Genomic DNA, 26,054 nt, shown 5'->3' on the forward strand with positions numbered 1-26,054 from the left:
GTCTCCTCGTGGCTCGGGGGCGGGGGTGCCCGCCCCCGGACCGCGCGTCAGGCCTTGATGGCCTTGGTGTCGCCGCGCTGGATCGCCACCTTGCGCGGCTTGGCCCGCTCCAGGACCGGGATGCGGACGGTGAGCACGCCGTTGGCGTAGCCCGCGTCGATCTTGTCGCTGTCGAGGTGCTCCGACAGGTAGACACGCCGGGTGAACGTGCCCATGGTGCGCTCGCGGACGAACAGCCGCTCGTCCTCCGCAACCTCCTCCTCGCGCCGTGCGCTGACGCTGAGGACGCCGCGGTCGACCGTCACCTCGATGGAGTCGGGGTCGATGCCGGGCAGGTCGAACCGCAGCAGCACGTCGTCCGCGCGGCGCAGGCCGTCCATCGGCATCGCGGCGGCGCCGTTGTCGAAGGTCTGGCGGGCCAGGCGGTTGAACTGCCGCTCGAACTCCTGGACGAACGGATCGATCGAGGTCAACAACATTTTTCCACCCTCCTCGCTGGATGCTCGGATGCAGCTAACCTCCAAGTTCAGTTGTAGGTTAGCTGCTCACCCGTATGCAACCAAAGAGGGGTAAGGAAGAATTCCCGGTAAGGTCAGGCGTTCTCGAGGCGGGGCCGCACCCTGACGGCCTGCCTGATCGTCCGGCCGGACAGCCGGGCCAGTGCCACCGCCGCGAGCAGCGACGCCGCCACGCAGGCCACGCCGCCGATCTCCAGCGCGATCCGCGGGCCGAGCGTGTCGCTGAGCCGGCCGAGCAGCGGCCCGCCGAGCGCGCCCGCCCCGGCGCTGACGATGGACAGGGCCGCGATCACCCGGCCGCGCATCGCCTCCGGGCTGTCGAGTTGCGCCCTGGCGGAGACGGTGGTGTCCAGGGCCACCGCGCCGGCCGCGATCGGCAGCATCATGGCCGCGAACGCCCACAGCGACGGCATCAGCCCGCTCAGGGCCTGCGCCACCCCGGTCACGAACGCCATCACCAGCAGCAGCCGGATCGTCAAGTGGGGCCGGGTGGCGGCCAGGAAACCGCCCATCACCGTGCCGACGGCGAAGACCGTGGACAGCAGGCCGTACCCGCCGGCGCCCGACTCCAGAGGCCCGGCGCTCATGGCCGCCATGGTGACCTGGTAGTTGCGGCCGACGCTGCCCGAGACGAACCAGAGGGCGAGGACCACCAGCAGCCACGGGGTGCGCAGCACGTACCGCAGGCCGTCGAGCACGGCGCCGGGCTGCCGCTCGGCGGCGGCCAGCACGTGGAACTCCGCGCGCCGCATGCCGGCGACGGCCGCGATCACCACGAAGAAGCTGGCGGCGTTGATCACGAACAGCCCGCCGTTGCCCGTGATCGGCAGCAGCGCGCCCGCCAGGCTCATGCCCAGGATGCGGCCGGCGGAGCTGAGTATCGAGCCGAGCGCCATCGCGTTCGGCAGGTCGGCGGGCGGCACGACCTCGGCGCCGAACCGGCCGAGCGCGGGCCCGCCGAGCGCGGTGACCACCCCGCCGGCCAGCGCCACGCCGTAGATGGGCAGCACGGAACGCACGTCGGTGAACGCGATGACCGCCAGCGCGGCCGCAAGGGCGGCCTGCGCCACCTGGGCGGCGATCACGACGGGCCGGCTGGGCAGCCGGTCGGCCAGCGCCCCGCCCCACATCCCCAGCAGCAGCGTCGGCAGCGCCTGCATGACGAGGCTCAGCCCGACGCTGGTCGCCGACCCGGTCAGCGTGAGGATGAGCCAGTTGACGCCCAGCACCTGCATCCAGGTGCCGGTGACGGAAACGATGTCAGCTCCCGCCCAGAGCCGGTAATTGTGATGACGCAGGGCTCTGAACGTGGAGGAGGAGGGAGACAAAACGGGTCCTTGCCTTGGGGATGCACCGGGGGAGCAAACACCCTTCTCCCGGGACCGGATTCCGGTCTGGCCGGAATGTGAGGCAAGACACGTTTGAAAGTGGATTAGACGAGTTCCAGGGGCTGGTCGCGGCTGACCAGGGCCGCGTAGTGGCCGCCGCGGGCCATCAGCTCGTCGTGGGTGCCGCGCTCGACGACCCGTCCGTGGTCGAGCACGACGATCTGGTCCGCGTCGCGGACGGTGGACAGGCGGTGGGCGATCGTGATCGTCGTACGGCCCCGCGCCAGCGAGTCCAGCGCCTCCTGCACGGCCCGCTCCGTCTGCGTGTCCAGGGCGCTGGTGGCCTCGTCGAGGATCAGCACCGGCGGGTCGCGCAGCAGCGTGCGGGCGATGGCCAGGCGCTGCTTCTCGCCCCCGGAGAAGCGGTAGCCGCGCTCGCCCACCACGGTGTCGTAGCCGTCGGGCAGCGAGGCGATGTGGTCGTGGATGCGCGCGGCCCGCGCCGCCGCCTCCAGTTCCTCGTCGGTGGCCGACGGGCGGGCGAAGCGCAGGTTGTCCGCGATCGAGGCGTGGAACAGGTACGTCTCCTGCGACACCACGCCGACCGCGTCGCTCAGCGTCTCGAACGTCAGCTCCCGCACGTCCACCCCGTCGATCGTGATCCGCCCGCCGGTGACGTCGTAGAGCCGGGGCAGCAGGTAGCTCAGCGTGGTCTTGCCCGAGCCCGTCTCGCCCACGATGGCCAGGCTGGTGCCCGCCGGCACGGTGATGTCCACGCCGGTGAGCGTGGGGGCGTCGCCGTACGAGAAGTCGACCTCCTCGAAGCGGACCTCGCCGCGCACGTCCTCCAGCGCCCGCCGGCCGGGGTGGAGGTCCACCGGCAGGTCCAGGTACTCGAAGATCCGCCCGAACAGCGCCAGCGAGGTCTGCACCTCGACCCCGAGCCGCAGCAGCGAGACCGCCGGCCGGAACAGGCCCGCCTGCAACGTCGTGAACGCCACCAGCGTTCCCACGGAGACGGACCCGGTGTGGCCGACGGCCCAGTAGATCATCGCGGGCATCGCGGCCATGACGAGCTGGATGGACGACTGCCGCCAGCGCCCGGCCATGCTGGTGCGCACGCCGAGCTCGGCCAGCTCGTCGGAGGCCCGGCCGAAGCGCTCGGTCAGCTCGGCCGAGCGGCCCATCGTGCGGCCCAGCAGGATCCCGCTGATCGACAGCGACTCCTGCACCATGGACGCGATGCTCGCCAGCTTGCGTTGCCGCTCGGAGGTGATGCGCTTGCGCTCGGAGCCGACCTTGCGGCTGATCCACACGAAGACCGGCAGCAGCACGAGCGAGACCACCGTCAGCCGCCAGTCGAGCGCGAGCATCGCGACGATGGTGGCGAGCACGGTGGTGAGGTTGGAGACGATGGCGGCGGCCGTCGAGGTGACGACCGACTGCATGCCGCCGATGTCGTTGGCGATGCGCGACTGCACCTCGCCGGTCCGCGTCCTGGTGAAGAACGCCATCGACATGCGCTGCAGGTGGCCGTAGACCGCGATGCGCAGGTCGTGCATGACCCGCTGGCCCACGGTGGTGGAGACGAGCGTCTGCAGCACGTCGAACACCGTCGTCGTGACCGCCACGAGGATCATGCCCAGGGCCAGCAGCGTGAGCAGCCCGGTGTCCCGGGCCGGGATCGCCACGTCCAGCACCTCGCGCAGCAGGAAGGGCGAGGCCAGCGACACCAGCGAGGAGAGCAGGATGAGCGAGCCCACCACGGCCAGGCGGCCACGATAGGCGCCGAACAGTTTGACGATGCGCCCCAGTGGCGCGCGTGGTTCCTCCGCCAAGTGGGTCTCCTTTCAGATGTCCACTCAAACAGAGGCTAACTCATATTTGTTCCGGCTAAACTTACCGACATGGCAGAAAAGGCGCTCGCCGAGCTGTTGTTCCTGATCAGCAGGCGATTGCGGCATGGATACCTCCATCGGCTGGAGCCGCTCGGGCTCAACCCGGGCCAGGCGCGGGCGTTGCGGGCCATCGCCGAGGCCGAGCGGCCGCTGCGGATGGTGCGGCTGGCCGACGAGCTGCGGATCGTGCCGCGCTCGCTCACGCCGGTCGTGGACGCGCTGGAGGAGGCGGGGCTGGTGCGCCGGGAGGTCGATCCGGCCAACCGCCGCTCGACCCTGCTGGTGCTCACACCCGAGGGCCGCGCCCTGTCGGAGCGCGCCCGCGACGCGCGCAGGGAGGCGGGGGACGAGTTGTTCGCGGTCCTGTCGGACGGGCAGCGCGAGCAGCTCAAGGGCTTGCTGAGCCTGGTGGACGACCAGTTCCGCTGAACCGGGGCGATCGGGTGATCGTGCCGGCGACGACGGGGACGGGGCGGGTCAGGCGATCGCGCCGCCGACGACCGTGCCGAGGCAGGGCGGCTGGGCCAGCAGGGCGGCGTACGGGTAGCGCCCGCGGGCGTCGTAGACCGCGAAGTCGGCGCGCGTGCCGGGGGCCAGCGCCCCGATCCGGCCCCGGCCCCGGTGCATGCCCAGCGCCGCGGCCCCGCCCAGCGTGGCCGCCTCCACCAGCCTGCGGTCCAGCCCTCGGGGGCGCAGCCCCTGCTCGCGTACGTGCCGGCGGACGGCCGCGGCCGGCCCCAGCGGACCTTCGTCCGGTCCCCGCACGTGCCCGCAGGTCCCGAAGGCCACGGTGTTGCCCTCCTCCAGCAGTGCCAGCGCGTCCGCGGGCGGCTCCGGCCCCGGCGGGCACAGGGCCACCACGGTCCTGCGCAGCCGGAGCAGCTTGCGCTCGCCCGGGTCGAGCGGCCTGGCGCACACCACGTGGCACAGGGGCCCGAGCACCCCGGCGTCGTCCAGCGCCGCGGGGGAGTGCCGGTCCAGATCGACCAGCAGTCGCAGCCCGAACGTCCTGGCCAGCACGGCCACGTCCTCCAGCACCTGGGGATGCCGCGTGCGCGCCGCGATCCCGACCGCGCAGGGCCGGTCGATCTCCCGGATCGCCGTGATGACCGTGTCCCGCTCGCTCTCCTCCCACTCCTCCTCGCTCTCGCTGGTCACCTCGACGTACGAGATGCCGGGAAAGCTCGTGGGGTCGGCCGGACCGGAGACCACGCGCCCTCGCGCGGTGACGCCGGGAGCGGTGGACGGGACGGCGGAGCAGGCGTCCACCAGGCCCGCGACGATCATGCCGCGCCACCGCAGCTCCTCGGCGGCCGGAAAGGAGGGCAGCAGCTCCGCCCGCGGGCCCACGGCGAGCACGCGCTCGCCCCTGGTCACCACCGCCCCGTCGCGGAGGGGATCGGCGCACACGGGCAACACGAGCGGCGCGGAATGGATCACGACGGGCGCGGGCGCGCGCCGGCCCAGACCCGGCCCGGCACGCTTGGCAGACGGCATCAGAACTCCCCGTGGGATCTAGCCCTCAGGGCATTAAACGTGAACCCCGGACAATGACGCAATCAGGACGAACTATGCGAATCCCTAGGTAAGTAGCGCCCGGACAACCGCGCGAGTTTGAGACTCAGGTGCAGGGCGAGCCGCTCGCCGCCGTCCTTCAGGTCGGTACGCGCGAGCTCCTCCACCCGCTGCAGCCGGTAGTAGAGCGACGTCCGGTGCAGCCGCAGCGCCCGCGAGGTCGCCACCGCGCTGCCCGCCAGGTCGAGGTACGTCTCCAGTGTCTCCAGCAGCGGCAGGTACTGCGCGTCCCCGAGCAGCCCTTCCAGCCCCGGATGCAACTCCTGGTCGGGCAGCTGGGTGAGCATCCGGTACACGCCCAGCCGCGCCCACTCCGCCGTCCGCCCCAGCCCCGGCACCCGCGCGGTCACCTCGGCCGCGTGCCTGGCCTCCCGGTACGACTCCGCCGCCGCCGCCAGCGCCGGCCTGGCCCGCCCGATCCCCACGACCACGGGCACCGGCATGGCCGCGTGCAGTTCGTCGGCCGGCACCGGCGGCCCCGCGGTGAGCAGCGCGGCGTGGTCGTAGCGCACCAGGTGCAGCGGATGATGCCCGCTCAGCCGCCGCCGCAGCGCCAGCAGCCCCTGCTCCAGCGCCAGCCTGAGCGCGTCGTCCGGCTCGGCCGTGCGCGGCCTGGCCACCAGCACGGTCACCGCCTGCGACTGCGGGAACGCCCCCGCCTCGATCAGCTGCTTGGCGGCGTTCGCGGCGGGGTCCCGCTCGCCGAGCAGCAGCCCGGTGACCGCCTCCAGCTCCCGGTGCGAGGCCAGCCCGCTGGCCAGGCTCTCGTGGAACAGGGCCAGCGCCAGGCCCGGCACGGCCGCCGCCGCCTCGGCGACCGCCGCGTCCGGCATGGGCGGCTCCACGTCGATGAACCACAGGAAGCCGAGCAGCCCGTCGGCGTGCCGGATCGGGACGCACACGCGCGGCAGGAGCCCCAGGTGCGGCGCTCCGGGGGTGCGCAGCGGGTCGGTGGCCTCCTGGATGCCCGACTCGCGCAGCCACTGCCGTACCTCCGGCACGGTGTGCCGGCGCAGGATCGAGTCGCGGCGGACGTCGTCCATGGCGCCGCTCTGCTCGCTGTACGCCACCACGCGCTGGACGCGGTCCTCCAACAGCAGCGGCCGGTCAAGACGGGCGGCGAGCTCGTCCACGATGCGCTGGAGATCCGCCACAGACCCACCCCTACCTGGAAATTTCAACAAGTGACGGAAACGCCACTCCAGGTCTTCCCTACAACTGTTCGGTGATCTCCGTCAATAACGTCTATACCGTCAATCCGTGAATGCCCCGAAGAAGCTGCTGAAGGGTTTGCTGGCGGCCATCGTGCTGATCCCGGTGAGCCTGATGGCGACCCCTGCTTCCGCAGCACCCCCCACAGATCCCGAGCACCCGTGGCGGCAGGAACACTGGCCGCAGACGCAACCCTGGCAGCTCGACGCACCCGCCGAGGCCCAGGCCATGCGCACCCGCCCGCCGGGCGACATCAAGCCCATCGACCCGCAGAACTGGGAGAATCCCGACCACATGACGTGGGCGGACTACAAGAAGCCGCCCGGCACCAACTGGAACGACCCCTCGGTCAAGGGCTCGCAGCGCACCTTCAAGGGCGCGCTCGTGCTGCTCGACTACCCCAACCAGCAGTTCGTGGTGACCCAGCCCAAGGGTTCGACGATCTACGCCAACCCGAGCGCCGAGGCCCACGACATCCCGCGTGACCAGGTGGCGAAGTTCTACCAGGACTTCCTCAACACCCCGAACGACCTCAACAAGGGGCACACCATCCACGAATACTGGATGGAGGACTCCGGCGGCCGGATCGGCGTGGAGCTCACCGGCTTCGGCCCGTACACGATGCCGGGCAAGGACCACGAGTATGCCATGGAGTACCAGCGCGAGGCGTGCCCGGCCGGCGACACCTGCAACAAGAACCTGCGCACCGACGGCAACGCCGCCTGGCTCGCCGCCGTCGGCCCGGACGTGGCCGCCCAGTTCGACTTCGTCTTCTACCTCAGCGCCGGCCAGGACGAGTCGTCCACCTGGCAGGAGTTCGGGATGATGAAGTTCCCGACCAAGGAGGACGTGCCCGACGAGTGGGGCCCGCCCGACCCGGCCCTGCCCAACTGGTCCAGGACCCGCTACGTCGAGTGGAGCTCCTGGCAGGCCGGCTCCAACTTCTGGCCCAACGCCCGCTTCGGCGTCGACTCGGTCCAGGCCGAGAGCTCGGGCATGGCGGTCTACGCCCACGAGCTGAGCCACATCTTCGGCATCGCCGACAACTACAACAACCCGTACGCCGTGCCGCCGAAGAGGGCGTACACCGGCATCTGGGAGATGCTCAGCCGAGGCAGCTTCAACGGCCCCGGCGGCCCGCACTCGCGCTGGCTGATCCCGCCCACCGCCGGCGCGTCCATGGGCGCCCAGCACATGCTCCGCAACAAGATCAAGCTGAACATGGTGGACGAGCAGAACGTCCTGCGCCTGTCGCGCGAGGCGCTCGACGAGTCCGGCCTGGTCACGGCCAAGGTGCTGGCCCGCGCGGTGCAGCCGGGCCAGAGCGAGCTGTCCGGCGTCAACGTCTCCTTCGACACCGGCGACAAGAGCGCGTGCGACCGGGCCGACCCGCTCTGCGACGGCGGCGCCTACGAGAACTACACCGTCGAGGTCGTGGACCGCATGGGCAGCGACTCCTTCACCCCCGACTCCGGCGTCCTGCTGGCCAAGACCAAGAACCAGGACAACCCGGCCCCATTCGAGTGGGTGATCGACGCCAACCCGGCGGACATCGGCATGACCGACTACGTCCTGCCCGACGGGACCAAGGTGCCGATCACGATCGGCGACTACCGCCAGCTCTCCGACGCCCTCTTCCACGCCGGCACCGACTCCGGCAGCGAGTACGAGTACGTCGACGAGGCCAACCGCCTGCACTTCTACGTCACCGACCTCAAGCGCAACCGTGACGGCGAGCTGTCCTACACCGTGGCGATCCGCTCGCTCGACGGCGCGGGCCCGCAGCGCCGCGGGCTCAAGCTCCTGCCCGCCGCCGGCATCCCCACCGGCAAGAACCTCTCCACCTGCAAGTTCCCGCTGTTCAACACCGGCAAGGCGACCCCGGCGCAGGGCCAGCACCCGGAGGACGTCAGCGCCTACCTGAACTCCGACCTCTACCGCCTCAAGGCCGAGGTCCAGGGCAAGGGCTGGACCGCCCAGCTCCCCAACGCCCTGGCCTCCGTCGCGTTCGGCAAGCAGTCGCTCGTGAGCGTCAACGCCGTGCGCGAGGCCGGCGGCGACCGGCTGGCCAGGGTCAAGCTCACCGCCACCTCGGAGAGCGACCCGACCAAGACCATGACGGCCACCTGTCACGTGATCGGCCTCTGAAACCGACGATGGGGTACGGCTGGCGCGGGCCGTGCCCCATCGGCTTGAATCACCCCGGGAAGGGGGTGTTCGTTGGCAGGGGACCTGCCCGACAAGGTGACAGGGGGCTTACCCGACAAACCGCGACGGCGGCGGAAGCTGCCGTGGGCGGCGCCCGTCTCCGCCGGCCTGGCGGCCGCCGCGGCGAGCGTGCTGGCCGCGTCCGTGGAGTGGGAGCTCCCGCCCGCCGCCAAGATCGGCGTGACCATGGCCGCCGCCCTGCTCGTCGGGCTGACCACCTGGGCCACCACCGAGTCGCGCAGCAACAGGCGCCAGGCCCGATCGGAGCCGGGCTCGGTCGCCCCCGACCAGTGGCCGCCCGTCCCCGAGCACTTCACCGGCCGCGCCGAGGCGCTGGCCGAGCTCCGCGAGGTCTTCACCACCCGGAGGAGGTCCTCCGACCTCTCCCCGCCGCTGGTCGTCTCCGTGTACGGCCGGGGCGGCGTCGGCAAGTCCGCGCTCATGACCAGGTTCGGGCAGGAGGTCGCCGGCTGGTTCCCCGACGGCCGCCTCTACGCCAACCTGCGCGGCGGCGTGGACGCGCCCGTGCGGCCCGAGGAGGTGCTGATCGGCTTCCTGCGCGCGCTGGACGTGCGCCTCACCACCGACCCCGGCGGGCTGGAGGAGCTGCGCAAGCTCTGGCTGACCTGGACCAAGGGCCGCAGGATCCTCATCGGCCTGGACAACGCCCACGACGCCGCCCAGGTCAAACCGCTGATCCCGGCCGAGCCGGGCTGCGCGGTGCTGGTCACCTCGCGGGCGCCGCTGTTCCTGAACGGCACGCACGACACGCGGCTCGGCGTGTTCAGCGAGGCGCACGGCGTGGAACTGCTGGCCAGGCTGGCCGGCGGCGCCCGGATCGTCGAGGACCTGGACGCCGCCAAGGAGGTCGTGCGGCTCTGCGACTACCTGCCGCTGGCCATCAACATCTGCGGCGGCCGGCTCGCCACCCGCGAGCAGTGGACGATGCGCGAGATGGCCGGCCGGCTGGCGGACACGCGCCGCCGCCTCGACCAGCTCGAGGTGGCGCCCACGGTGGACAAGAGCGTGCGCGCCTCCGTACAGCTCAGCTACGACGACTGCACCGGCATGCAGCGCCGCCTGCTGCGCCTGCTCAGCGCCCTGACCGCGCCCGACGTGCCCGGCTGGGTGGCCGGCGAGCTGCTCGACATCTCCGGGCTCGACGGCGCCGACCAGCTGGAGGCGCTCATCGACGCCCAGCTCGCCGAGTGCTCGGGCACCGACCAGACCGGCGCGATGCGCTACCGCCTGCACGACCTGGTCAGGGTGTTCGCCGCCGAGCTGGCCGGCCAGGACGGGGAGGAGCGCCGCAGGGCCGCGATCGAGCGCGTGCTGTACGGCTACCGCCGCCGCGCCGAGGAGGCGGCCCAGAACCGCTGGCCGCAGGACTGGAGCCGGGGCGGCCGGCGGTCGAGCGCCGACGGGCAGGTCAAGGCCGGCGACTGGCTCAACGCCGAGCGGCTCTCGCTCCTCGCCATGATCAACCTGGCCCACCAGCTCCGGCTGTGGGAGCTGACATGGGGACTGGCCAGGGCGTTCTGCTCGCTGTGCCATTCGCTGCGGGCGTACTGGGCCGACTGGTCGGCGGTGGCGCGGATCGGCTGCGAGGCCGCCGCGCACACCGGCGACCGGCGCTCGCTGGCCATCGCGCTGCTCGACAGCGCCGCCGTCCACGGCGGCCTGGGCGTGCGCGGGCGGGCGCTGGACGAGGCCGAGCGCGCGCTGGAGATCTGCACCGAGCTGGGCGAGTCGTGGTGGGCGGCCAGGGCCATGCGGACGATCGGGATGACGCTGTTCAGCGACGGACACCTGGACCGGGCGCAGGACTTCCTCATCGGGGCCATCACCGCGTTCAAGGGCGAGGACGACCCGTGGTGGATGGCCCGCACCCAGCGCAACCTGGCCGAGATGCGCATGGCCGAGCGGCGGCCGGAGGAGGCCAGGGAGCTGCTGGAGGACGCGCTGGAGATCTTCAAGCGGGCCGGCAACCGCTACTCCGAGGCCCAGACCCTGCGCGTCTACGGCGAGGTGCTGGCGGCGCAGGCGCGCGGCGAGTATCGCGCGGGTGACCACCGGCCGGCCGCCAACCTGTTCGCCAGGGCCGGGTTCAGCCTCGACCGGGCGTCCGAGATGTTCAGGCAGCGCGGCGAGCTGTGGGAGGAGGCCCGCTGCCTGCGGGCGGCCGGGGAGGTCGGCGATCCGGCTAACGGGCTGCGCGAGCTGGACTACGTCCGGCGGGCCGAGGAGATCCTGGTCGCGCTGGGCGATTCATGGGGGGTGGCCCGGAACGCGGTGTCGGCCGGGCGGGCGCTGGCCAGGCTCGGGCGGATCGAGGAGTCCGACCGGGAGCTGCGGCGGGCGATGCAGGCGTTCGCGGAGCTGGAGGACCGGTGGTGGATGGCGATGAGCCTGCGCTACCTGGGCGAGGCGCACCTCGACGCGGGCGGGCACGAGGCCGCCGTGGAGCCGCTGGAGCAGGCCAGGGAGATCTACCGCAGCCTCGGGAACGAGGCCGGCATGCGCAGGACCCTGGAGCTCCTGCGGCGCGCGACGCCCGCCACCTAGGTGAGCGGGCTGCGTAGCAGCTCCCCGGCCGCCTGTCTGGCCTGCAGGATGCTCTCCTCGAACAGCTTGCGCACGTGTGCCGCCTGGTCGGACAGCTCCCTGATGCGCTGGTGGGCCAGCTCGTCGCGCACGTTCTCGGCCAGGAGCTGCTGGTACTCGGGGGTCTTGGCGGCCAGCCGCTCCAGCCGGGTGTGGGCGTGGTAGACCTTGTCCGCCTTGAGCACCTGCTTGGCGTACTTCTCCAGGTGGCGTACGCGCTGGGACAGCGACGTCCAGGCGGCGTCGAGCGCGCTCGTGTACGGCTTGAACGCGTCCTCCATGCCCGGCGGCAGCTCGCGCGGGATGAGCTTGCCGTGCTCGGCGTGCATCGACGACAGCCGCCGCAGCCGCTGGGCGATCTGCCAGATCTCCTCGGGCAGCGACACGGTGTTCTCGATGCTGTCGATCAGGCCGGCCTTGTGCACCTTGGAGTTCATGATCGCTTCGACGGCGTTCTGCGCCCGCCGCAACAGCATCTGGCAGGGATAGTCCAGGTCCTCCGGCAGGATGTAGTGCTCGGCGTGCGACTGGGCCAGCCGGAGTCTTCGCCTGGTGGACCGATATGTGGTGTCCATCGCCATCCACCGGATCAGGACGATCAGGCCGACGCCCATGCCCGCGACGAACAGGCCCGGGCTGCCGGTCAACATGTAGATCAGCAGCAGGAAGGCGGGCAGGACGAAGAGCAGGGCGGGGTTGTGGGTGGTGTCCATGCGCGCGCCGGAACGAGCCAGGCGGAGAATGTGCGGGCTCGACCGCAGCTCGACCGAGATCTCCGGGTGCAGCGAAGGATCGATCACCAGCCGTGGAGGCAGAGCTCGTGGATCCATACGTTCATGCTGCGTTATGAACCTCGAATCCGCTCATGTTTGGCGGACATATAGGGTCGTAATAATGAGCGAGATGACGAGGTGGATCGACCTGGAAGGCGCGGTGAACGCGCGTGACCTGGGCGGATTGCCGACTCGTGACGGTGGCCGCACCCGTCACGGGCGGATCTTCCGTGCCGACAATCTGCAGGGTCTCACCCCCGCGGACGTGGCCCTGCTCGTGGGCGAGCTGAAACTGCGGCACGTGGTGGACCTCCGCTCCACGGCCGAGGTGTCGCTGGAGGGCCCCGGCCCGCTGACCCAGGTGCCGGAGGTGCGGCACCACCATCTGACGCTGTTCGCGGAGGGCGGCCGGCACACCGACGTCGAGGCGGACAGCATCGACGGCGACCGGGTGCTGCCGTGGGCCGAGCGGGTGCTGGACGAGGAGCTGCGGGTGACCGGGTTCTACTTCGGCTACCTGCGCGACCGGCCGGACGCCGTGGTGGCCGCGCTGCGGGTGATGGCGATGGACGACGGGGCCTCCCTGGTGCACTGCGCGGCGGGCAAGGACCGCACCGGGGTGCTGTCGGCGCTGGCGCTGGAGATCGCGGGGGCGACCCGGGCGGCGATCGTCGAGGACTACGTGGCCACGGGGGAGCGGCTGGAGCTGATCCTCAAGCGGCTGCGGGGCAGCGACACCTACCGGGGCGACCTCGACTCCCGCCCGGCCGACGACCACATGCCGAGGGCCCGCTACATCGAGCAGTTCCTCGGCGTGCTGGAGGACCGGTTCGGCGGGCCGATGGGGTGGCTGGCCCGGCACGGCTGGACGGACGCCGACACCGCCGCCATGCGCGCCCGCCTGCGCGACTGACCCGCGCGGCGGTCAGCTCAGGTGGACGACGATCCGCTGGGTGGCCGACAGGCGGGCCGCCTCGAGGACGGCCAGCACCTCGACCGCGCTCTCCGGATCCACCGGCGGCGCCGCGCCCTCGCGCAGCGCCGCCGCCACGCCCCGGTAGAAGTCGAGGTACGAGCCCGGCTCGGTGCGTACGATCTCCCGCTCGTCCGGCGTGCCCAGCACGCCCCAGCGCTCCTCCTCGTCGTCGCCGAACCCCGGCGAGTCAGGCGTCATGCCGGTCCGCAGCCGCTCCTCCTGCACGTCCATCCCGTATTTCTCGAAGGCCGCGGAAGAGCCGAGCACCCGGAACCGGGGCCCCGGCCGGGCGGCCATCGAGCCGGCCCACAGGTGTGACCGGGCGTCGCCGGCATGCGTCAGCGCGATGAACGTGTCGTCGTCCGCACCCACCCCCTGGCGCCGGACATTGCTCTCGCAGTAGACCTCGCGCACCGGCCCGAGCAGCTGCACCGCCTGGTCGACGAGGTGGCTGCCCAGGTCGTAGAGCAGCCCGCCGACCTCCTCCGGGCCGCCGGCCTCGCGCCAGCCGCCCTTGGGCACCGGCCGCCACCGCTCGAACCTCGACTCGAACCGCAGCACCTCGCCCAGCCGCCCCTCGCCGGCCAGCCGCCGCACGGTGCGGAAGTCGCCGTCCCAGCGCCGGTTGTGGAACACGGTCAGCATGAGGCCCCGCTCCTTGGCCAGGCGCACCAGCTCGCGCCCCTCCTCGGCGGTCCTGGCCAGCGGCTTGTCCACGACCACGGGCAGGCCCTGGGTGAGCGCGGCGGCGGCCGTGGCGACGTGGGTGCGGTTGGGGGAGGCGACCACGACGAGGTCGCACCGCTCCCACAACTGCTGGACGTCGGCCACCGCCGCCGCGCCGTATCTCCCGGCGACCTCGGCCTGGCGATCGGGATTCCTGGTCACGACGGCCGCCAGCGACAGGCCGGGGGTGGCGTGGATGAGCGGGGCATGGAAGTAGGCCCCCGCGGTGCCGTAGCCGACCAGCCCGACCCGGATGTCACTCATCGATCCAGGCTATATGGACGGCGGGCGCTACTCGTCGTCCCGCTCGGCGAGGAAGCGCTCGAACTGGGCGGCGAGCTCGTCGCCCGTGGGCATGGGCGTCGTCTCGGCCATCAGGTTCTCCCGCTCCGCGCCGCCCGCGAACGCGTCGTACTGCTGCTCCAGCCCGCTGATCGCGGTGGACAGCTCGGTCGAGGCCTGGATCTGCTCCTCGATCTCCGTCGTCGTACGCCGGGCGGCGTCGCGGAGCCCGTCCATCGGGAACACCAGCCCCGTGCCCCTCGTCACCGCCTCCAGGCCGGTCACGGCGGCGGTCGGGTATTCGGCCTGCGAGAGGTAGTGCGGCACGTGCACCGCGTATCCCAGCGCGTCGTGCCCCTGCGCCCCGAGCCGCAGCTCCAGCAGCGCCGCGACGCTCCCCGGCACCTGGACCCGCCCGAACGCGCTGGTCTGCGAATTGATGAGCTCGGGCCGGCTGGCGTGCATCGTGATACCGAGCGGCCGGGTGTGCGGGACCGCCATCGGGATCCCGTGCAACGTCACGATCTTGCTCACCCGCAGCCGCTCGACCAGCGCCGCCACGGCCCTGGTGAACAGCTCCCACTCCCGGTCGGGCTCGGGCCCGCTCATCACCAGGAACTGCGTCCCCGTCGAGTCCTTCGCGACATGGACGGCCAGCTCCGGGCTCTCGCACTCCACCCACCGGTCGGTGTCGAAAGTCATGATGGGCCGCCGGGACCGGTAGTCGAGCAGCCGGTCCACGTCGAACGTCGCCACGACCCGGTGCTCCAGCTCGGCCAGCAGGTGGCCCAGCGCGAGACGTCCAGCGCCGCCGGCGTCGACGAAACCGTCGAAGTGGTACAGCAACACCGGATCGGGCAGCTCGGGCGCGTCGTCTGCGAGCTTGTAGAGATCCTTCGGGTCGAACACGGTTGGACAGCCTTTCCCTAGGTACTCTTCTCCAGAACCTACGGCGCGTCGGAACGATTCCGTGCAGGGCACCCTATCGAGGGACAATGGGGTCATGGACGGGGACCCGGAGCTGGAGGAGTTCGCCACCAGGATGTTCGACCTGGCCAGGGCGGGCGACACCGAGGCGCTGCGCGCGTACGTCGAGGCCGGGGTGCCGGCCAACCTGACCAACGGCAAAGGTGACACTTTGCTGATGCTGGCGGCTTATTACGGTCACGCTGAGACCGTACGCATGCTTGTAACACGCGGCGCCGATCCGAACCGGGTCAACGACCGTGGGCAGACGCCGCTCGCCGGTGCCGTGTTCAAAAAGGAGTCCGCCGTGGTCAGGGCCTTGTTGGAGGCTGGTGCCGACCCCGATGCCGGTCAGCCCTCCGCCAGGGACACCGCGCTAATGTTCGCAAATGACCAGTTTATCCAATGGTTCTCGCATAGTGATTCATAGTATGAAATAAGCATTAAAGGGCTCGAAGTTGTCGAGTGTGGCCTTTCGAACAGTCCATAGTCATGCTGGATGGCGTGGCTACTTCTGCGCACTCCTTCAGTAGGCGACCACTCCACATCCCTCCGCTGCCATGTCCGTTCCCGAATGAGATCAACGTTCATGCCTCGGAGGTCGACGCGGAGAGCCACGCATGGCTGGCCGCCTCACACATGCTCAACGGCGCCGACACGATCGAGCACTTCCGGCGCTCCAAGATCGGCCTGCTCGCGGCACGCACGAACCCCACCGTGCCGCGTGACAGCCTCCGGCTGATCAACGACTGGTACAACTGGCTGTTCGCCTTCGACGACGCGTTCTGCGAAGGCGAGCTGATGGGGCACCGGGCCTCCGCACTCGCCCGCGCCCTGCCGCCGCTCCTCGAGATCCTCGACGGGCGCCGGGAGGCCGGAGCCGACGACCCGTTCGGCCTCGCCCTCAGCGAGCTCCTCCGCCGGATCTCGGAGTACGCCACCCCCGCGCAGGTGGACCGGTGGCGGACCACGGTGAAGGAATACCTTTTCGCCCAGATCTGGGAGGCGGCCAACCGGGAGGCCGACCTCATCCCCACCCCCGAGGACTACGTGCTGATGCGCCGCATCACCGGGGCCACCTACACCTGCTTCGCGCTCATCGACGCAGGAGGCGGCTACCGGCTGGAGGCGGAGGAGTGGCACCACCCCGACGTGCGGATGCTCTCCGACCTGGCGTGCGACCTCATCGGCTGGGACAACGACCTGCTGTCATACGCGAAGGAGCGCGGCAACGACAAGGCCCGGCACAACCTCGTCACCGTACTGGCCACCCACAAGTCGCTCATCCTCCAGGACGCGCTGCGCGAGGTCTCGGAGATGCACAACGACGCGATCGCCGCGTTCCTCGACCGCCGGACGGCGCTCGAGCACTGGGCTCCCCTCCCGGTCCGCAAGTACGTACGCGGCCTGGAGCACTGGGTGCGCGGCCACATAGAGTTCTCGCTCGGCAGCGCGCGCTACGTGCACGCCTGGCCTGACGGCACCCGCTGGCCCCAGGCCGTCTAGAAGGTCCCGCTTCCCGAAGAGGTCCCGCTGTCCAAAGGTCCCGTTTCAGCTCTCGTCAGGGGCGTCCGGATCGTCGAGCGCGAGTCCGGACGCCTCGTCGAGGTCGAGCCGGGCGCCCTCCTCGAACGCGTCCTTGTAGGCCAGCTCACCCATGTGCCGCTTGCACTCGCGTACGCAGGAGTCGTGCTCCCCGGTCATCCACGGCGCTCCGAGCTGCGGCAGGCCGGCCGTCCGCCAGTTCTGCTGCAGCGCCCCGAGCAGCCGCGCGGCCAGCGCGACCTGGTCGGACGCGGCGAAGATCCGCGCCGCCGTCTCCAGCGCCAGCAGCATGCCGAGCGTGTCGTGGAAGTGCCGCTTGATGCGCAGCGCCTCCCTGGTGTTCTGCAACGCCTCCTCGTGCCGGCCCGACGCGAGACGGGTGCCGGCCAGCGCCCACTGCGCGTGCGAGCTGAGCCACAGCTCGCCGCGCTCCGTGCACACCTGCAGGCAGTCCTGCAGCAGCGACTCGGCCTCGTACAGCTCCCCCTGCGCGGTCAGCACCAGCGACAGCTCGACGATGGCGGGCAGCAGGCCGGGGTTGAGCTCCTTGTTGTCGGTGTTGAACTCGATCGCCACGCCCAGCAGCGCGCTGGCCTTCTGCAGGTCACCCTGGAGCAGCGCCGCCGTGCCCTGCATCTTGGAGGCCAGGATCACCGCCCTGGAGTCGCCCACCCGGACGGCCTCGGTGCTGCACTTCTCGGCCGCCTGGAGCGCCCCGGCGCTGTCGCCCTGGGCGCTCTTGACGTAGGAGAGCACCCACAGCGCCTTGCACCGTTCCTTGCTCACCGTGGGGTTGGCCTCCAGCGCCCGCTCCAGGTAGAGGCGCCCCTCGCGGGCGAACCCGCAGCACACCCACATGAACCACAGCGACGACAGCAGCGTCAGCGCGAGCGAGGACTTGCCCGGCGAGTTGAGCGCGTGCTCCAGCGCGACGCGTACGTTGTCGTGTTCCTGCCGCATCCGGACGAACCAGTAGATCTGCCGCGGCCCCGACCAGGCGTCCTCGCTGCGCTGGGCCAGGCTCAGGTAGTACTCCAGATGCCGCTGGCGCATCTGCTCCTTCTGGCCGAGCTTCTCCAGCCACTCCTCGCCGTATTCGGCCAGGGTGTCGATCAGCTTGTAGCGCACCCCGGCGTGGTTGCTCCTGATCAGCAGGATCGACTTCTCCACCAGCCCCGTGACGAGGTCGGTGATGTCCTCCGACGGCAGCCGCCCGTCGGAGCAGACGAAGCGGGCGGCGTCGAGCTCGAAGTCGCCCGCGAACACCGACAGCCGCGCCCACAGCAGCCGCTCGGCGGGCTCGCACAGCTCGTGGCTCCAGCCGATGGCCGCCCGCAGCGTCTGGTGGCGGGGCAGCGCGGTCCGGCTGGCCCCGGCCAGCAGGCTGAACCGGTCGGCGAGCAGCCCGAGGATCTGCTCCACGGACAGGGCCCGCAGCCGCACCGCGGCCAGCTCGATGGCGAGGGGGATGCCGTCGAGCCGGCGGCACAGCTCGGCGACGGGCGCGATGTTGTCCTCGTCGAGCACGAAGTCGGGCACGCTGGCCCCGGCACGGGCCGCGAAGAGCTGCACCGACTCGTTGGTGAACAGGCTCTCGGCCGGATCGTCGCCCGGCACCTGCAGCGGCGGCACGGGGACCACGTGCTCGTAGGGCAGGTGCAGCGACTGGCGGCTGGTGGCCAGCACCTTCAGGTTGGGCGCCGCCTCCAGCAGCTCGTGGACCAGCTCGGCGCAGCCCTGCACCAGGTGCTCGCAGGTGTCGATGATGAGCAGCATGTCGCGCTCGCCGACCCACTCCGACAGCGACTCCGACTCCGCCCGTGACGACTGGTCGGCGATGCCGAGCGCGGAGGCGATGGTGTGCTTGACCATGCCGGCGTCCTGCAACCGGGCCAGGTCGGCGAACCAGACACCGTCGGGATAGTGGGCGCGCACCTGATGAGCCAGCCGCAGCACGGTGCGTGACTTCCCCACACCGCCGATGCCGGTGACGGTCACCAGGCGGGATTCGCCCAGGTGCCGTTTGAGGTTGGCGAGGAGACGTGTCCGTCCGATGAAGCTGGTGAGCTCCGCCGGTAGATTGCCTTCTCTCCGCCAGCCTGACGGGGTGGCCATGGGCAGCCTCACGGGGGGATCGGCGACACCTGCTCTCGCATCGTACAGCGGCGCCCGCGGCCTGTCCTTGGACCTGCGGACACGCCGGGTATCGGTTTGTCCGCCTCGGTAGTATGTACGGCGTGGAAGATTTTCTACCCGAGCAGACCGCCGACGACACCGACCTCGGCTGGGGTGACTGGCGGGAGCGCGACACCGACGCCTTCTACCTCGACAACAGGCCCCCGCACTGGGACTGACACCTGCCGTGCACACGTTGCGCCCCGCCGTCCCTGACGACTACGACGCCATCGCGGCCGTGGTCGACGACTGGTGGGGCCGTCCGGTCCTGCCCGCCCTGCCCCGGCTCTTCCTCGACCACTTCCACCGCACGAGCCTGATCGCCTCGTCCGGCACGGGCGCGCTGGCCGGGTTCCTGATCGGGTTCCCGTCGCCGTCGCTGCCCGACGAGGCGTACATCCACTTCGTCGGCGTCTCTCCCGCCGCCCGGAAGAGCGGCCTGGCCCGGATCATGTACGAGCGGTTCTTCGACCTCGCCCGGGGGCACGGCCGGCTTGTCGTCAGGGCCGTCACCGCGCCGGTCAACGAGACCTCGATCGCCTTCCACCGGCGCATGGGCTTCGAGGCCGGCGACCCCGTGCCCGGCTACAACGGCCCGGGCACCAGCCTGGTGACGTTCGTCCGCGAGATCTGACCGGGCCCCCGCGTCCGGGCCGGAGGTCGCGCCTGGAGGAGAGGTGCGCTCGGCCTCCCCCCGGCCCCGGCCCCGGCCGAGCGGGTGCGGTGCCGGGCCTCGGGCGGGCGTACGCCCTCCAGCGCGTACGCCCGCGCCCGTCACACCCTCGCCGCTGATGACCAGCACGTCGAAGTCCGCTCGGCGAGCCGATCGGGCGTCTCCTGCCGCTTTTCCGGCGCCGAGCCCGCCGCTCGTCCTACGGCGCGACCCTCACTTTGAGCAACAGATCGCACACAGTCTGTATGTAATCCCCGGAATCGGGAATGGCACACAACGCTGCAAAGGAGGTGACAGGTGGCCGGACGACTGGGTCGGATGGGGCTGGCCGGCGAGCTCATCGCGGAGTGCGCCGGGACGATGGTGCTCATCCTGTTCGGGGCGGGGGTCGTCGCCCAGGTGGTGGCGGCGGAGCTCGGTGACCACGACAGCATCGCCTGGGCGTGGGGGATCGGGGTCGCGCTCGGCGTCTATGTCGCCGGCCGCACCACGGGCGCGCACCTCAATCCCGCCGTGACGGTGGGTTTCGCCCTGTTCCGCGGCTTTCCGTGGCGCAAGGTCGCGCCGTACGCCATCGCGCAGACGATCGGGGCCTTCATCGGCGCGCTCATCGTGCGCTGGAACTACGCCGAGATCCTGGCCATGGCCGACCCCGGACGTACGATCAAGACCCAGATCGTCTTCTCCACCCTGCCCGGCAACGGCACCCTGCCGGTGTCGCAGTGGGGCGGGCTGCGCGACCAGATCATCGGCACCGCGATCCTGCTCTTCGTCATCTTCGCCCTGTCCGACACCGCGAACATGGCGCCTAGCGCGAACATGGGGCCGTTCGTCATCGGCCTGCTCATCGTCGCGATCGGCATGTCGTTCGGCGCCGACGCCGGCTACGCCATCAACCCGGCGCGCGACTTCGGGCCCCGCCTGGCCAGCTTCCTCACGGGCTACGGCGGCGCGTGGCGAGATCAGTACGGCGACCTGTACTTCTGGGTCCCGATCGTCGGGCCGCTGATCGGCGGCGTCATCGGGGCCTGGCTGTACCAGGTGTGCATCGCCCGGTTCCTCCCCCAGGGCGAGGACCGCGACACCGTGAAGCCGTCCGACTGACGTCCGATCTGAGGAGAACGCCATGCCTGATTTCGTCGGCGCCGTCGACCAGGGCACCACCAGCACCCGCTTCATGATCTTCGATCACGAGGGCGCCGAGTACGCCAAGTTCCAGCTCGAGCACGAGCAGATCCTGCCCCGGGCCGGCTGGGTGGAGCACAACCCGATCGAGATCTGGACCAGGACCGCCGCCGTCGTCCAGACGACGCTGCAGCGCACGGGGCTGCACGACAACGACCTGGCCGCGCTGGGGGTGACCAACCAGCGGGAGACCACGGTGGTGTGGAACCCGCGCACCGGACGCCCGTACTACAACGCGATCGTGTGGCAGGACACCCGCACCGACCAGATCGCCGCCGCCCTCGACCGGGACGGCCGAGGCCAGGTCATCCGCGACCGTACGGGCCTGCGGCCGGAGGCGTACTTCTCCGGTGGCAAGATCCAGTGGATCCTGGAGAACGTCGACGGCGTCCGCGAGGCGGCCGGCCGGGGCGAGGCCGTCTTCGGCAACACCGACACCTGGACCCTGTGGAACCTCACCGGCGGCGTCAACGGCGGCGTGCACGTCACCGACGTGACCAACGCCAGCCGCACCATGCTGATGGACCTCGACACGCTGGACTGGGACGACGAGCTCCTGTCGTACTTCGGCATCCCGCGCGAGATGCTGCCCGAGATCCGCCCGTCCGCCGACCCCACCGGCTACGGCGCCACCGTCCGGTACGGTCCGTTCGGCGGCGAGGTGCCCGTCACCGCCATCCTCGGCGACCAGCAGGCCGCCACCGTCGGCCAGGTCTGCTTCGCGCCCGGCGAGGCCAAGAACACCTACGGCACCGGCAACTTCCTGCTGCTCAACACCGGCACCGACCGCGTGCGCTCCGAGAGCGGCCTGCTCACCACCGTGGCCTACAAGTTCGGCGACGAGCCGGCGGTGTTCGCGCTGGAGGGCTCGATCGCGGTGACCGGCTCCGCCGTGCAGTGGCTGCGCGACCAGCTCCACCTGATCACGTCCGCGGCCCAGAGCGAGCCGCTGGCCCGGCAGGTGGAGGACTCCGGGGGCATGTACTTCGTGCCGGCGTTCTCCGGCCTGTTCGCCCCCTACTGGCGCGCCGACGCCCGCGGCGCCATCGTCGGCCTGTCCCGCTACAACAACGAGGCCCACCTCGCCCGCGCCACCCTGGAGGCCATCTGCTACCAGAGCCGGGACGTGGTGGAGGCCATGCAGCAGGACTCAGGGGTCGTCCTCGACGTGCTCAAGGTGGACGGCGGGGTCACGGCCAACAACCTGTGCATGCAACTCCAGTCCGACATCCTCGGCGTGCCCGTCAGCCGCCCGGTCGTCGCCGAGACCACGGCGCTCGGGGCCGCGTACGCCGCCGGGCTGGCCGTGGGCTACTGGCGGGACACCGACGAGCTGCGCGCCCACTGGGCGGAGGACCGCCGCTGGGAGCCGGGGTGGAGCGAGGAGCAGCGGGAGCGGGGGTACGCGGGCTGGAAGAAGGCCGTGACCAAGGCCTTCGACTGGACGAACTGACCTCGCCACGGCCGAGGACCCTGGTACAGACGGCGCCGGTCAAGGCGTGGGCGGTGTGGCGCAGGGTCGAGGCCGACCCCGTTTCGACCTGGGGCCCCGTCCGGACCCGGACGACCATCCGGGCCCGGATTCCCCGCCGACGCCTAACTGACCACGTCCTTGTGGCGGAAGCGCCGGAACGCGATCGCGATCAGAACGGCCGCATACGTGATCGAGACCGAGGCGCCCTTGGCCATCCCGCTCCAGTCCAGTTCCGGCGCCAGGGCATCCAGCCAGGCGTTGTTCCAGAACGTCGGCAGGAACTCGCGCAGCACCCCCAGGGCCTCGACGGCCTGCAGGATGTTGCACACGATCCACAGGCCGACCGCCCCGCCCACGGCCCCCAGCGGGGAGTCGGTCATCGTGGAGACGAGGAAGGCGAGGCCGGCGACCACGAGCTGGCTGACCAGGGCGTACCCGATCACGATCCCGAAGCGCGGCAGCACGTCGAGCGCCGGGATGGTCTCACCCGTCCCGGGCACCTGGATGTCGTCCCAGCCGAACGCCAGCGTGCCCGCGAGCAGCGCCATCAGCGGCAGGCAGATCACCGCCGCCGCCGAGTAGCCGAGCGCCACGATCAGCTTCTGCCGCAGCAGCCGGTCACGGGGGACCGGTGCCGCCAGCAGGTAGCGCAGTGACGACCAGTTGGCCTCGCTGGCCACGGTGTCGCCGCAGAACAGCGCGACCGCCACCACCAGCAGGAAGCTGGCCGACACCGACAGGGCGAAGGCGGCGAAGTTCAGGCCGCTCGCCGTGGCCAGGTCCGAGATGCGCAGCGCCGACTGTCCCTGCCCGCTCGACTGCGGCCCGAACTGGAACGCGATCACGAGGATCCACGGCAGCGCCAGCAGCAGCCCGAACATGACCAGCGTCCGCCGCCGCTTGAACTGCCTGACGATCTCCACCCGCAACGGCAGCGTGCGGTTCGGCGCGTAGCCGGTCGCGGCGGTCATGACTTGTCTCCGATGAGGTCGAGGAACACGTCTTCCAGGCGCGGCCCGTGCCCGTTGGCGCCGGCGGCCGAGCTGAGCAGCAACGACACCGGACCGGTCGAGACGAGCTGCCCGCGCCGCATGACCACGACGTGGCTGCAGGTCTGCTCCACCTCGGCCAGCATGTGGCTGGAGACGATCACGGTACGGCCGTCGCGCGCGTAGCGCTTGAGCACCTCGCGCATCTCCCGGATCTGGGGTGGGTCGAGCCCGTTCGTGGGCTCGTCGAGCACGAGCAGGTCCGGCAGCCCGAGCATGGCCTGGGCGATGGCCAGTCGCTGGCGCATGCCCTGCGAGTAGGTGCGTACGGCTCGTTCCAGGGCCTTGCCCAGGTTCGCGATCTCCAGCGCCTCGTCGAAGCGCGCGTCCGCCGTGGGCCGGCCGGTGGCGGCCCAGTAGAGCTCGATGTTGTCGCGTCCGGACAGGTGCGGCAGGAAGCCGGGCCCTTCGACGAACGACCCGAGCCTGGACAGTACGGGGGCGCCCGGGGTGACGCGCTCGCCGAAGATGCGGATCTCGCCGGCGTCCGGCTGGATGAGACCCATCATCATCCGCATCGTCGTCGTCTTGCCCGCGCCGTTGGGCCCGAGCAGGCCCAGGACCTGACCCTGCTCGACCCGGAACGACAGGCCGTCGACGGCCAGCTCGCCGTTGCGGTACGCCTTCGTCAGGCCACTGATCTCCAGCGGCACCTCGTCGGGTCGGGAGCCGAGCCCGTCGCGGCTCTTCCCACCATCCGACCGCAGCCCCGAGGCGCCGTCGCCACCTCCGTGGCTGCCGTTCGCGCCGGTGGCACCGGCGCGGACGGCCCCGACGCCGATGGCGGTGGTGGAACCGGTGCCGGCGGCGGTGGTGGAACGCGTGCCGGTGGCCTCGGTTGCGGCGGCCTCGGTGACGGTGGAGTCGGTGGCGGCGGACACGAGGGCCGGGGAGTCCTGCGGCTGCCCGAGCTCCTGGCCTGCCGTGACCACGGCGGGGCGGCGGCGCAGGCGGGAGCGGCCCGTGGAGCGGCCCGTGGCCAGCAGGATGGCGGCGGCCACCACGGCGGCCAGCGGCATCGCCCACACCCACCACGCCACGCCCGTCGGAGCGGCGGCCAGGGTGCGGACCGTGGGGACCATGAGGGTGGGAGAGGCCAGCGCGACCTGGTACGTGGCCGGCTCGGCAGGGGTCGCGAACCCCATGTCGGTCGTGGTCACGACCAGGCGCAGCCGGTGGCCCACGGCGAAGCGGTAGTCCACGGCGGGCAGGTTGACCGTGGCCTCCGCGCTGCCCGCCCCCTCGGGGATCGTCACCCGGATGGGCGCCACCAGCCCGGCGGGCAGGATGGGCATCTGGGTGCTGTCCGCCACGTCGTACAGCTTGGCGAACAGCGTCGCCTCGCCCTTGCCCGACACCTTGACCTTGACGGTGGAGCTGCCGGTGAGCTGGAGCGGGGCGGTGAGCGGGCCGGACTCGAACGTGGCGCTCTGGCCCGGCATGTCGATCGAGACACCGCCGGTGCTCTGGCCACCCAGCAGACCGCCGATGCCCGGCACGGTCGAGATGGAGGCGGGGGCGCCGCCGGGCGGGTTGACGATGTTCTGCGCGGGGCCGCTCAGCTCGACGTCGGAGGTGTCGGTCCCGGCGAGGCCCGGATAGGAGGTGGCCTCCGGGTGGAGACGGATGCGCTGGCGGGTGCCGGGGTCGCGGCCGCCGTCACGCGTCACCGTGAACGCGCTCACCGGCGGCGCCGCCTCGGCCGAGCCCTCACCCTTCAGGTAGCGGGCGAACCAGGCCGAGGACTGGTCGAAGAGCCAGTCGACCTCGCCGTTGCCGCCGTCGTGCCCGCCGTCGAACCAGGCCAGGCTCACCGGCGTGCCGGCGGCCGCGATGGCCTTGGCGTTGGCGTCGGCGTGGCCGAGCGGGAACAGCGAGTCGCGCTGGCCCTGGATCAGCAGGGTCGGCGCCTTGATCTGGCCGGCCACGGTGATCGGGCTCGACTTGCGCAGCAGCTCGACGGCCTCCGGCGTGGCCCTGCCGTCCTTGGCGACCTGCTGGTAGATGTCGCAGATCGCGGGCAGGAACCGGCCGCACCGCGCCTGCTCGGGCGTCAGCGGAGCGCCGGCCTCCCGCCGGCCCAGCAGCGACATGGTGTCCAGCGAGACGCCCTGGCCGAAGAAGATGCCGGCCCACATGCGCTTGAAGACCCCGCTCGCGGCACCGGAACCCTGACCGGCCGGGGCGGCGGCGCCGGAATCGGTGCCAGTGGTGGTGCCGGTAGTGGTGCCGGTGCTGTCAGCGGTGGTGCCGTCGGCGGTGGTGCCGTCTGTGGCGGTGGCCTGGGTGGAGGCGTTGGGGAACAGCGCGTCGGCCAGGTCGGACCAGGTGATCTGCGGCACGATCGCGTCGACCCGCTGGTCGTGGGCCGCCGTCATCAGGGCGATGGCGCCGCCGTACGAGCCGCCCGCGATGCCGACGCGCGGGTCGTTCGAGGCGTCGAGCTGGACCTCCGGCCGCTTGGCCAGCCAGTCGATCAGCTGCTTGACGTCCTTGACCTCGTAGTCGGGCGAGTTGAGCGCGATCTCGCCGGTCGAACGGCCGAAGCCGCGCGCCGACCACGTCATCACGGCATAGCCCTGCTGGGCCAGGCGGACCGCTTGATCCCTCATGCTCTGCTTGCTGCCGCCGAAACCGTGGGCGAGCAATACGGCAGGTGCCTTCCCGCCGTCGGGCGGCGGGAAGAACGTCGTATCGAGCTCGACCCGTTGGTCGTCGGCTGGTCCGTCGACGACGGTTATCTTCTGGTCCTGGCCCCGCACCGCAGGAGCCGACGGCCACACGAGCCACGTCGTCACCCCGATGAGGGCGAGTGCCACAACCAGTGCGGCCACACGCTTCATGCGGTGAGCCTACTTTCCGCACCTGAGAGATCCCTGAGACGGCG

At 71.3% G+C, this 26,054-nt stretch carries 20 protein-coding genes; 9 read left to right on the forward strand and 11 right to left on the reverse strand.

Going from position 1 to position 26,054, the window contains the following annotated elements; genetic code table 11:
- Positions 1 to 47: 47 nt before the first annotated feature.
- From ACTWPW_RS27145 to ACTWPW_RS27155, 3 genes are all read right to left on the reverse strand, one after another.
- Positions 48 to 479: an Hsp20/alpha crystallin family protein gene (locus ACTWPW_RS27145; protein WP_375115287.1), complete on the reverse strand. Its 432-nt coding sequence runs from the start codon at positions 477 to 479 to the stop codon at positions 48 to 50.
- A gap of 113 nt (positions 480 to 592) precedes the next feature.
- Entirely contained in the window at positions 593 to 1,846 is a 1,254-nt protein-coding gene (locus tag ACTWPW_RS27150; RefSeq protein WP_375115286.1) for an MFS transporter, read from the reverse strand.
- Between the two features lie 104 nt (positions 1,847 to 1,950).
- Positions 1,951 to 3,684, reverse strand: a complete 1,734-nt coding sequence (locus ACTWPW_RS27155) for an ABC transporter ATP-binding protein (protein ID WP_443170279.1) — start codon at positions 3,682 to 3,684, stop codon at positions 1,951 to 1,953.
- Between the two features lie 69 nt (positions 3,685 to 3,753).
- Between ACTWPW_RS27155 and ACTWPW_RS27160 the strand changes: the two genes are divergently transcribed.
- On the forward strand, positions 3,754 to 4,173 hold the full coding sequence (locus tag ACTWPW_RS27160; protein ID WP_375118896.1) for a MarR family winged helix-turn-helix transcriptional regulator: 420 nt from the start codon (positions 3,754 to 3,756) through the stop codon (positions 4,171 to 4,173).
- 48 nt (positions 4,174 to 4,221) lie between these two features.
- On the opposite strand, the gene ACTWPW_RS27165 is transcribed toward ACTWPW_RS27160, so the two are convergent.
- On the reverse strand, positions 4,222 to 5,241 hold the full coding sequence (locus ACTWPW_RS27165) for an imidazolonepropionase-like domain-containing protein (RefSeq protein ID WP_443170280.1): 1,020 nt from the start codon (positions 5,239 to 5,241) through the stop codon (positions 4,222 to 4,224).
- A 62-nt stretch (positions 5,242 to 5,303) separates the two neighbouring features.
- Positions 5,304 to 6,473, reverse strand: coding sequence for a PucR family transcriptional regulator (locus ACTWPW_RS27170; protein ID WP_375118894.1), 1,170 nt, complete (start codon positions 6,471 to 6,473; stop codon positions 5,304 to 5,306).
- 106 nt (positions 6,474 to 6,579) lie between these two features.
- Here ACTWPW_RS27170 and ACTWPW_RS27175 point away from each other — a divergent pair, with 106 nt between their 5' ends.
- Positions 6,580 to 8,679, forward strand: a complete 2,100-nt coding sequence (locus ACTWPW_RS27175; RefSeq protein ID WP_443170281.1) for a M6 family metalloprotease domain-containing protein — start codon at positions 6,580 to 6,582, stop codon at positions 8,677 to 8,679.
- 72 nt (positions 8,680 to 8,751) lie between these two features.
- A complete protein-coding gene (locus ACTWPW_RS27180) occupies positions 8,752 to 11,304 on the forward strand; it encodes an ATP-binding protein (protein WP_443170282.1) in 2,553 nt (850 codons plus the stop codon).
- Here the strand turns inward: ACTWPW_RS27180 and ACTWPW_RS27185 are convergent.
- Complete coding sequence (locus ACTWPW_RS27185) at positions 11,301 to 12,173, reverse strand: hypothetical protein (protein WP_364125231.1); 873 nt, start codon at positions 12,171 to 12,173, stop codon at positions 11,301 to 11,303. The genes ACTWPW_RS27180 and ACTWPW_RS27185 overlap by 4 nt on opposite strands.
- 64 nt (positions 12,174 to 12,237) lie before the next feature.
- On the opposite strand from ACTWPW_RS27185, the gene ACTWPW_RS27190 reads away from it, so the two are divergent.
- Positions 12,238 to 13,029 (forward strand): tyrosine-protein phosphatase, encoded by a 792-nt coding sequence (locus tag ACTWPW_RS27190; protein WP_375118891.1) that lies wholly within the window; start codon positions 12,238 to 12,240, stop codon positions 13,027 to 13,029.
- Positions 13,030 to 13,041: 12 nt separating this feature from the next.
- On the opposite strand, the gene ACTWPW_RS27195 is transcribed toward ACTWPW_RS27190, so the two are convergent.
- The gene (locus ACTWPW_RS27195) at positions 13,042 to 14,082 is read right to left on the reverse strand and encodes a Gfo/Idh/MocA family oxidoreductase (protein WP_375118890.1); all 1,041 of its coding nucleotides are present in this window, start codon (positions 14,080 to 14,082) and stop codon (positions 13,042 to 13,044) included.
- A gap of 27 nt (positions 14,083 to 14,109) precedes the next feature.
- Entirely contained in the window at positions 14,110 to 15,009 is a 900-nt protein-coding gene (locus tag ACTWPW_RS27200) for a proteasome assembly chaperone family protein (protein WP_375118889.1), read from the reverse strand.
- 94 nt (positions 15,010 to 15,103) lie between these two features.
- Here ACTWPW_RS27200 and ACTWPW_RS27205 point away from each other — a divergent pair, with 94 nt between their 5' ends.
- Both ACTWPW_RS27205 and ACTWPW_RS27210 read left to right on the forward strand, forming a co-directional pair.
- Positions 15,104 to 15,496, forward strand: a complete 393-nt coding sequence (locus ACTWPW_RS27205) for an ankyrin repeat domain-containing protein (RefSeq protein ID WP_375118888.1) — start codon at positions 15,104 to 15,106, stop codon at positions 15,494 to 15,496.
- Positions 15,497 to 15,705: 209 nt separating this feature from the next.
- Positions 15,706 to 16,572, forward strand: coding sequence for a terpene synthase family protein (locus tag ACTWPW_RS27210; RefSeq protein WP_375118887.1), 867 nt, complete (start codon positions 15,706 to 15,708; stop codon positions 16,570 to 16,572).
- A 45-nt stretch (positions 16,573 to 16,617) separates the two neighbouring features.
- Here ACTWPW_RS27210 and ACTWPW_RS27215 read toward each other — a convergent pair whose 3' ends face one another.
- A complete protein-coding gene (locus ACTWPW_RS27215) occupies positions 16,618 to 18,738 on the reverse strand; it encodes an ATP-binding protein (protein WP_375118886.1) in 2,121 nt (706 codons plus the stop codon).
- A 235-nt stretch (positions 18,739 to 18,973) separates the two neighbouring features.
- Here ACTWPW_RS27215 and ACTWPW_RS27220 point away from each other — a divergent pair, with 235 nt between their 5' ends.
- The 3 genes from ACTWPW_RS27220 to glpK all read left to right on the forward strand — a co-directional run bounded on the left by ACTWPW_RS27220 (position 18,974) and on the right by glpK (position 22,097).
- Positions 18,974 to 19,420 carry a GNAT family N-acetyltransferase gene (locus tag ACTWPW_RS27220; RefSeq protein WP_443170283.1) on the forward strand — a complete coding sequence of 149 codons (447 nt, stop codon included), beginning with the start codon at positions 18,974 to 18,976 and terminating at the stop codon, positions 19,418 to 19,420.
- 336 nt (positions 19,421 to 19,756) lie between these two features.
- Positions 19,757 to 20,563, forward strand: coding sequence for an MIP/aquaporin family protein (locus ACTWPW_RS27225; RefSeq protein WP_375118884.1), 807 nt, complete (start codon positions 19,757 to 19,759; stop codon positions 20,561 to 20,563).
- A gap of 22 nt (positions 20,564 to 20,585) precedes the next feature.
- Positions 20,586 to 22,097, forward strand: a complete 1,512-nt coding sequence (gene glpK / locus ACTWPW_RS27230) for a glycerol kinase GlpK (protein WP_443170284.1) — start codon at positions 20,586 to 20,588, stop codon at positions 22,095 to 22,097.
- 143 nt (positions 22,098 to 22,240) lie between these two features.
- Here glpK and ACTWPW_RS27235 read toward each other — a convergent pair whose 3' ends face one another.
- Together ACTWPW_RS27235 and ACTWPW_RS27240 are read right to left on the reverse strand one after the other, a co-directional pair.
- Positions 22,241 to 23,089 (reverse strand): ABC transporter permease, encoded by an 849-nt coding sequence (locus ACTWPW_RS27235; RefSeq protein ID WP_375118882.1) that lies wholly within the window; start codon positions 23,087 to 23,089, stop codon positions 22,241 to 22,243.
- Complete coding sequence (locus ACTWPW_RS27240; RefSeq protein ID WP_443170285.1) at positions 23,086 to 26,010, reverse strand: alpha/beta fold hydrolase; 2,925 nt, start codon at positions 26,008 to 26,010, stop codon at positions 23,086 to 23,088. Before ACTWPW_RS27240 ends, ACTWPW_RS27235 begins: the two co-directional genes overlap by 4 nt.
- Between the last annotated feature and the right edge of the window lie 44 nt (positions 26,011 to 26,054).

Origin of the sequence: Nonomuraea sp. KM90 (assembly GCF_052246675.1) — a bacterium.
GTDB lineage: Bacteria > Actinomycetota > Actinomycetes > Streptosporangiales > Streptosporangiaceae > Nonomuraea.

Coding starts and splice junctions, on each gene's coding strand:
- ACTWPW_RS27160 (WP_375118896.1), top strand. CDS start 3,754: ATGGCAGAAAAGGCGCTCGCCGAGCTGTTGTTCCTGATCAGCAGGCGA.
- ACTWPW_RS27205 (WP_375118888.1), top strand. CDS start 15,104: ATGGACGGGGACCCGGAGCTGGAGGAGTTCGCCACCAGGATGTTCGAC.
- ACTWPW_RS27145 (WP_375115287.1), bottom strand. CDS start 479: ATGTTGTTGACCTCGATCGATCCGTTCGTCCAGGAGTTCGAGCGGCAG.
- ACTWPW_RS27210 (WP_375118887.1), top strand. CDS start 15,706: ATGCTCAACGGCGCCGACACGATCGAGCACTTCCGGCGCTCCAAGATC.
- ACTWPW_RS27185 (WP_364125231.1), bottom strand. CDS start 12,173: ATGGATCCACGAGCTCTGCCTCCACGGCTGGTGATCGATCCTTCGCTG.
- ACTWPW_RS27195 (WP_375118890.1), bottom strand. CDS start 14,082: ATGAGTGACATCCGGGTCGGGCTGGTCGGCTACGGCACCGCGGGGGCC.
- glpK (WP_443170284.1), top strand. CDS start 20,586: ATGCCTGATTTCGTCGGCGCCGTCGACCAGGGCACCACCAGCACCCGC.
- ACTWPW_RS27235 (WP_375118882.1), bottom strand. CDS start 23,089: ATGACCGCCGCGACCGGCTACGCGCCGAACCGCACGCTGCCGTTGCGG.
- ACTWPW_RS27240 (WP_443170285.1), bottom strand. CDS start 26,010: ATGAAGCGTGTGGCCGCACTGGTTGTGGCACTCGCCCTCATCGGGGTG.
- ACTWPW_RS27190 (WP_375118891.1), top strand. CDS start 12,238: ATGAGCGAGATGACGAGGTGGATCGACCTGGAAGGCGCGGTGAACGCG.
- ACTWPW_RS27165 (WP_443170280.1), bottom strand. CDS start 5,241: ATGCCGTCTGCCAAGCGTGCCGGGCCGGGTCTGGGCCGGCGCGCGCCC.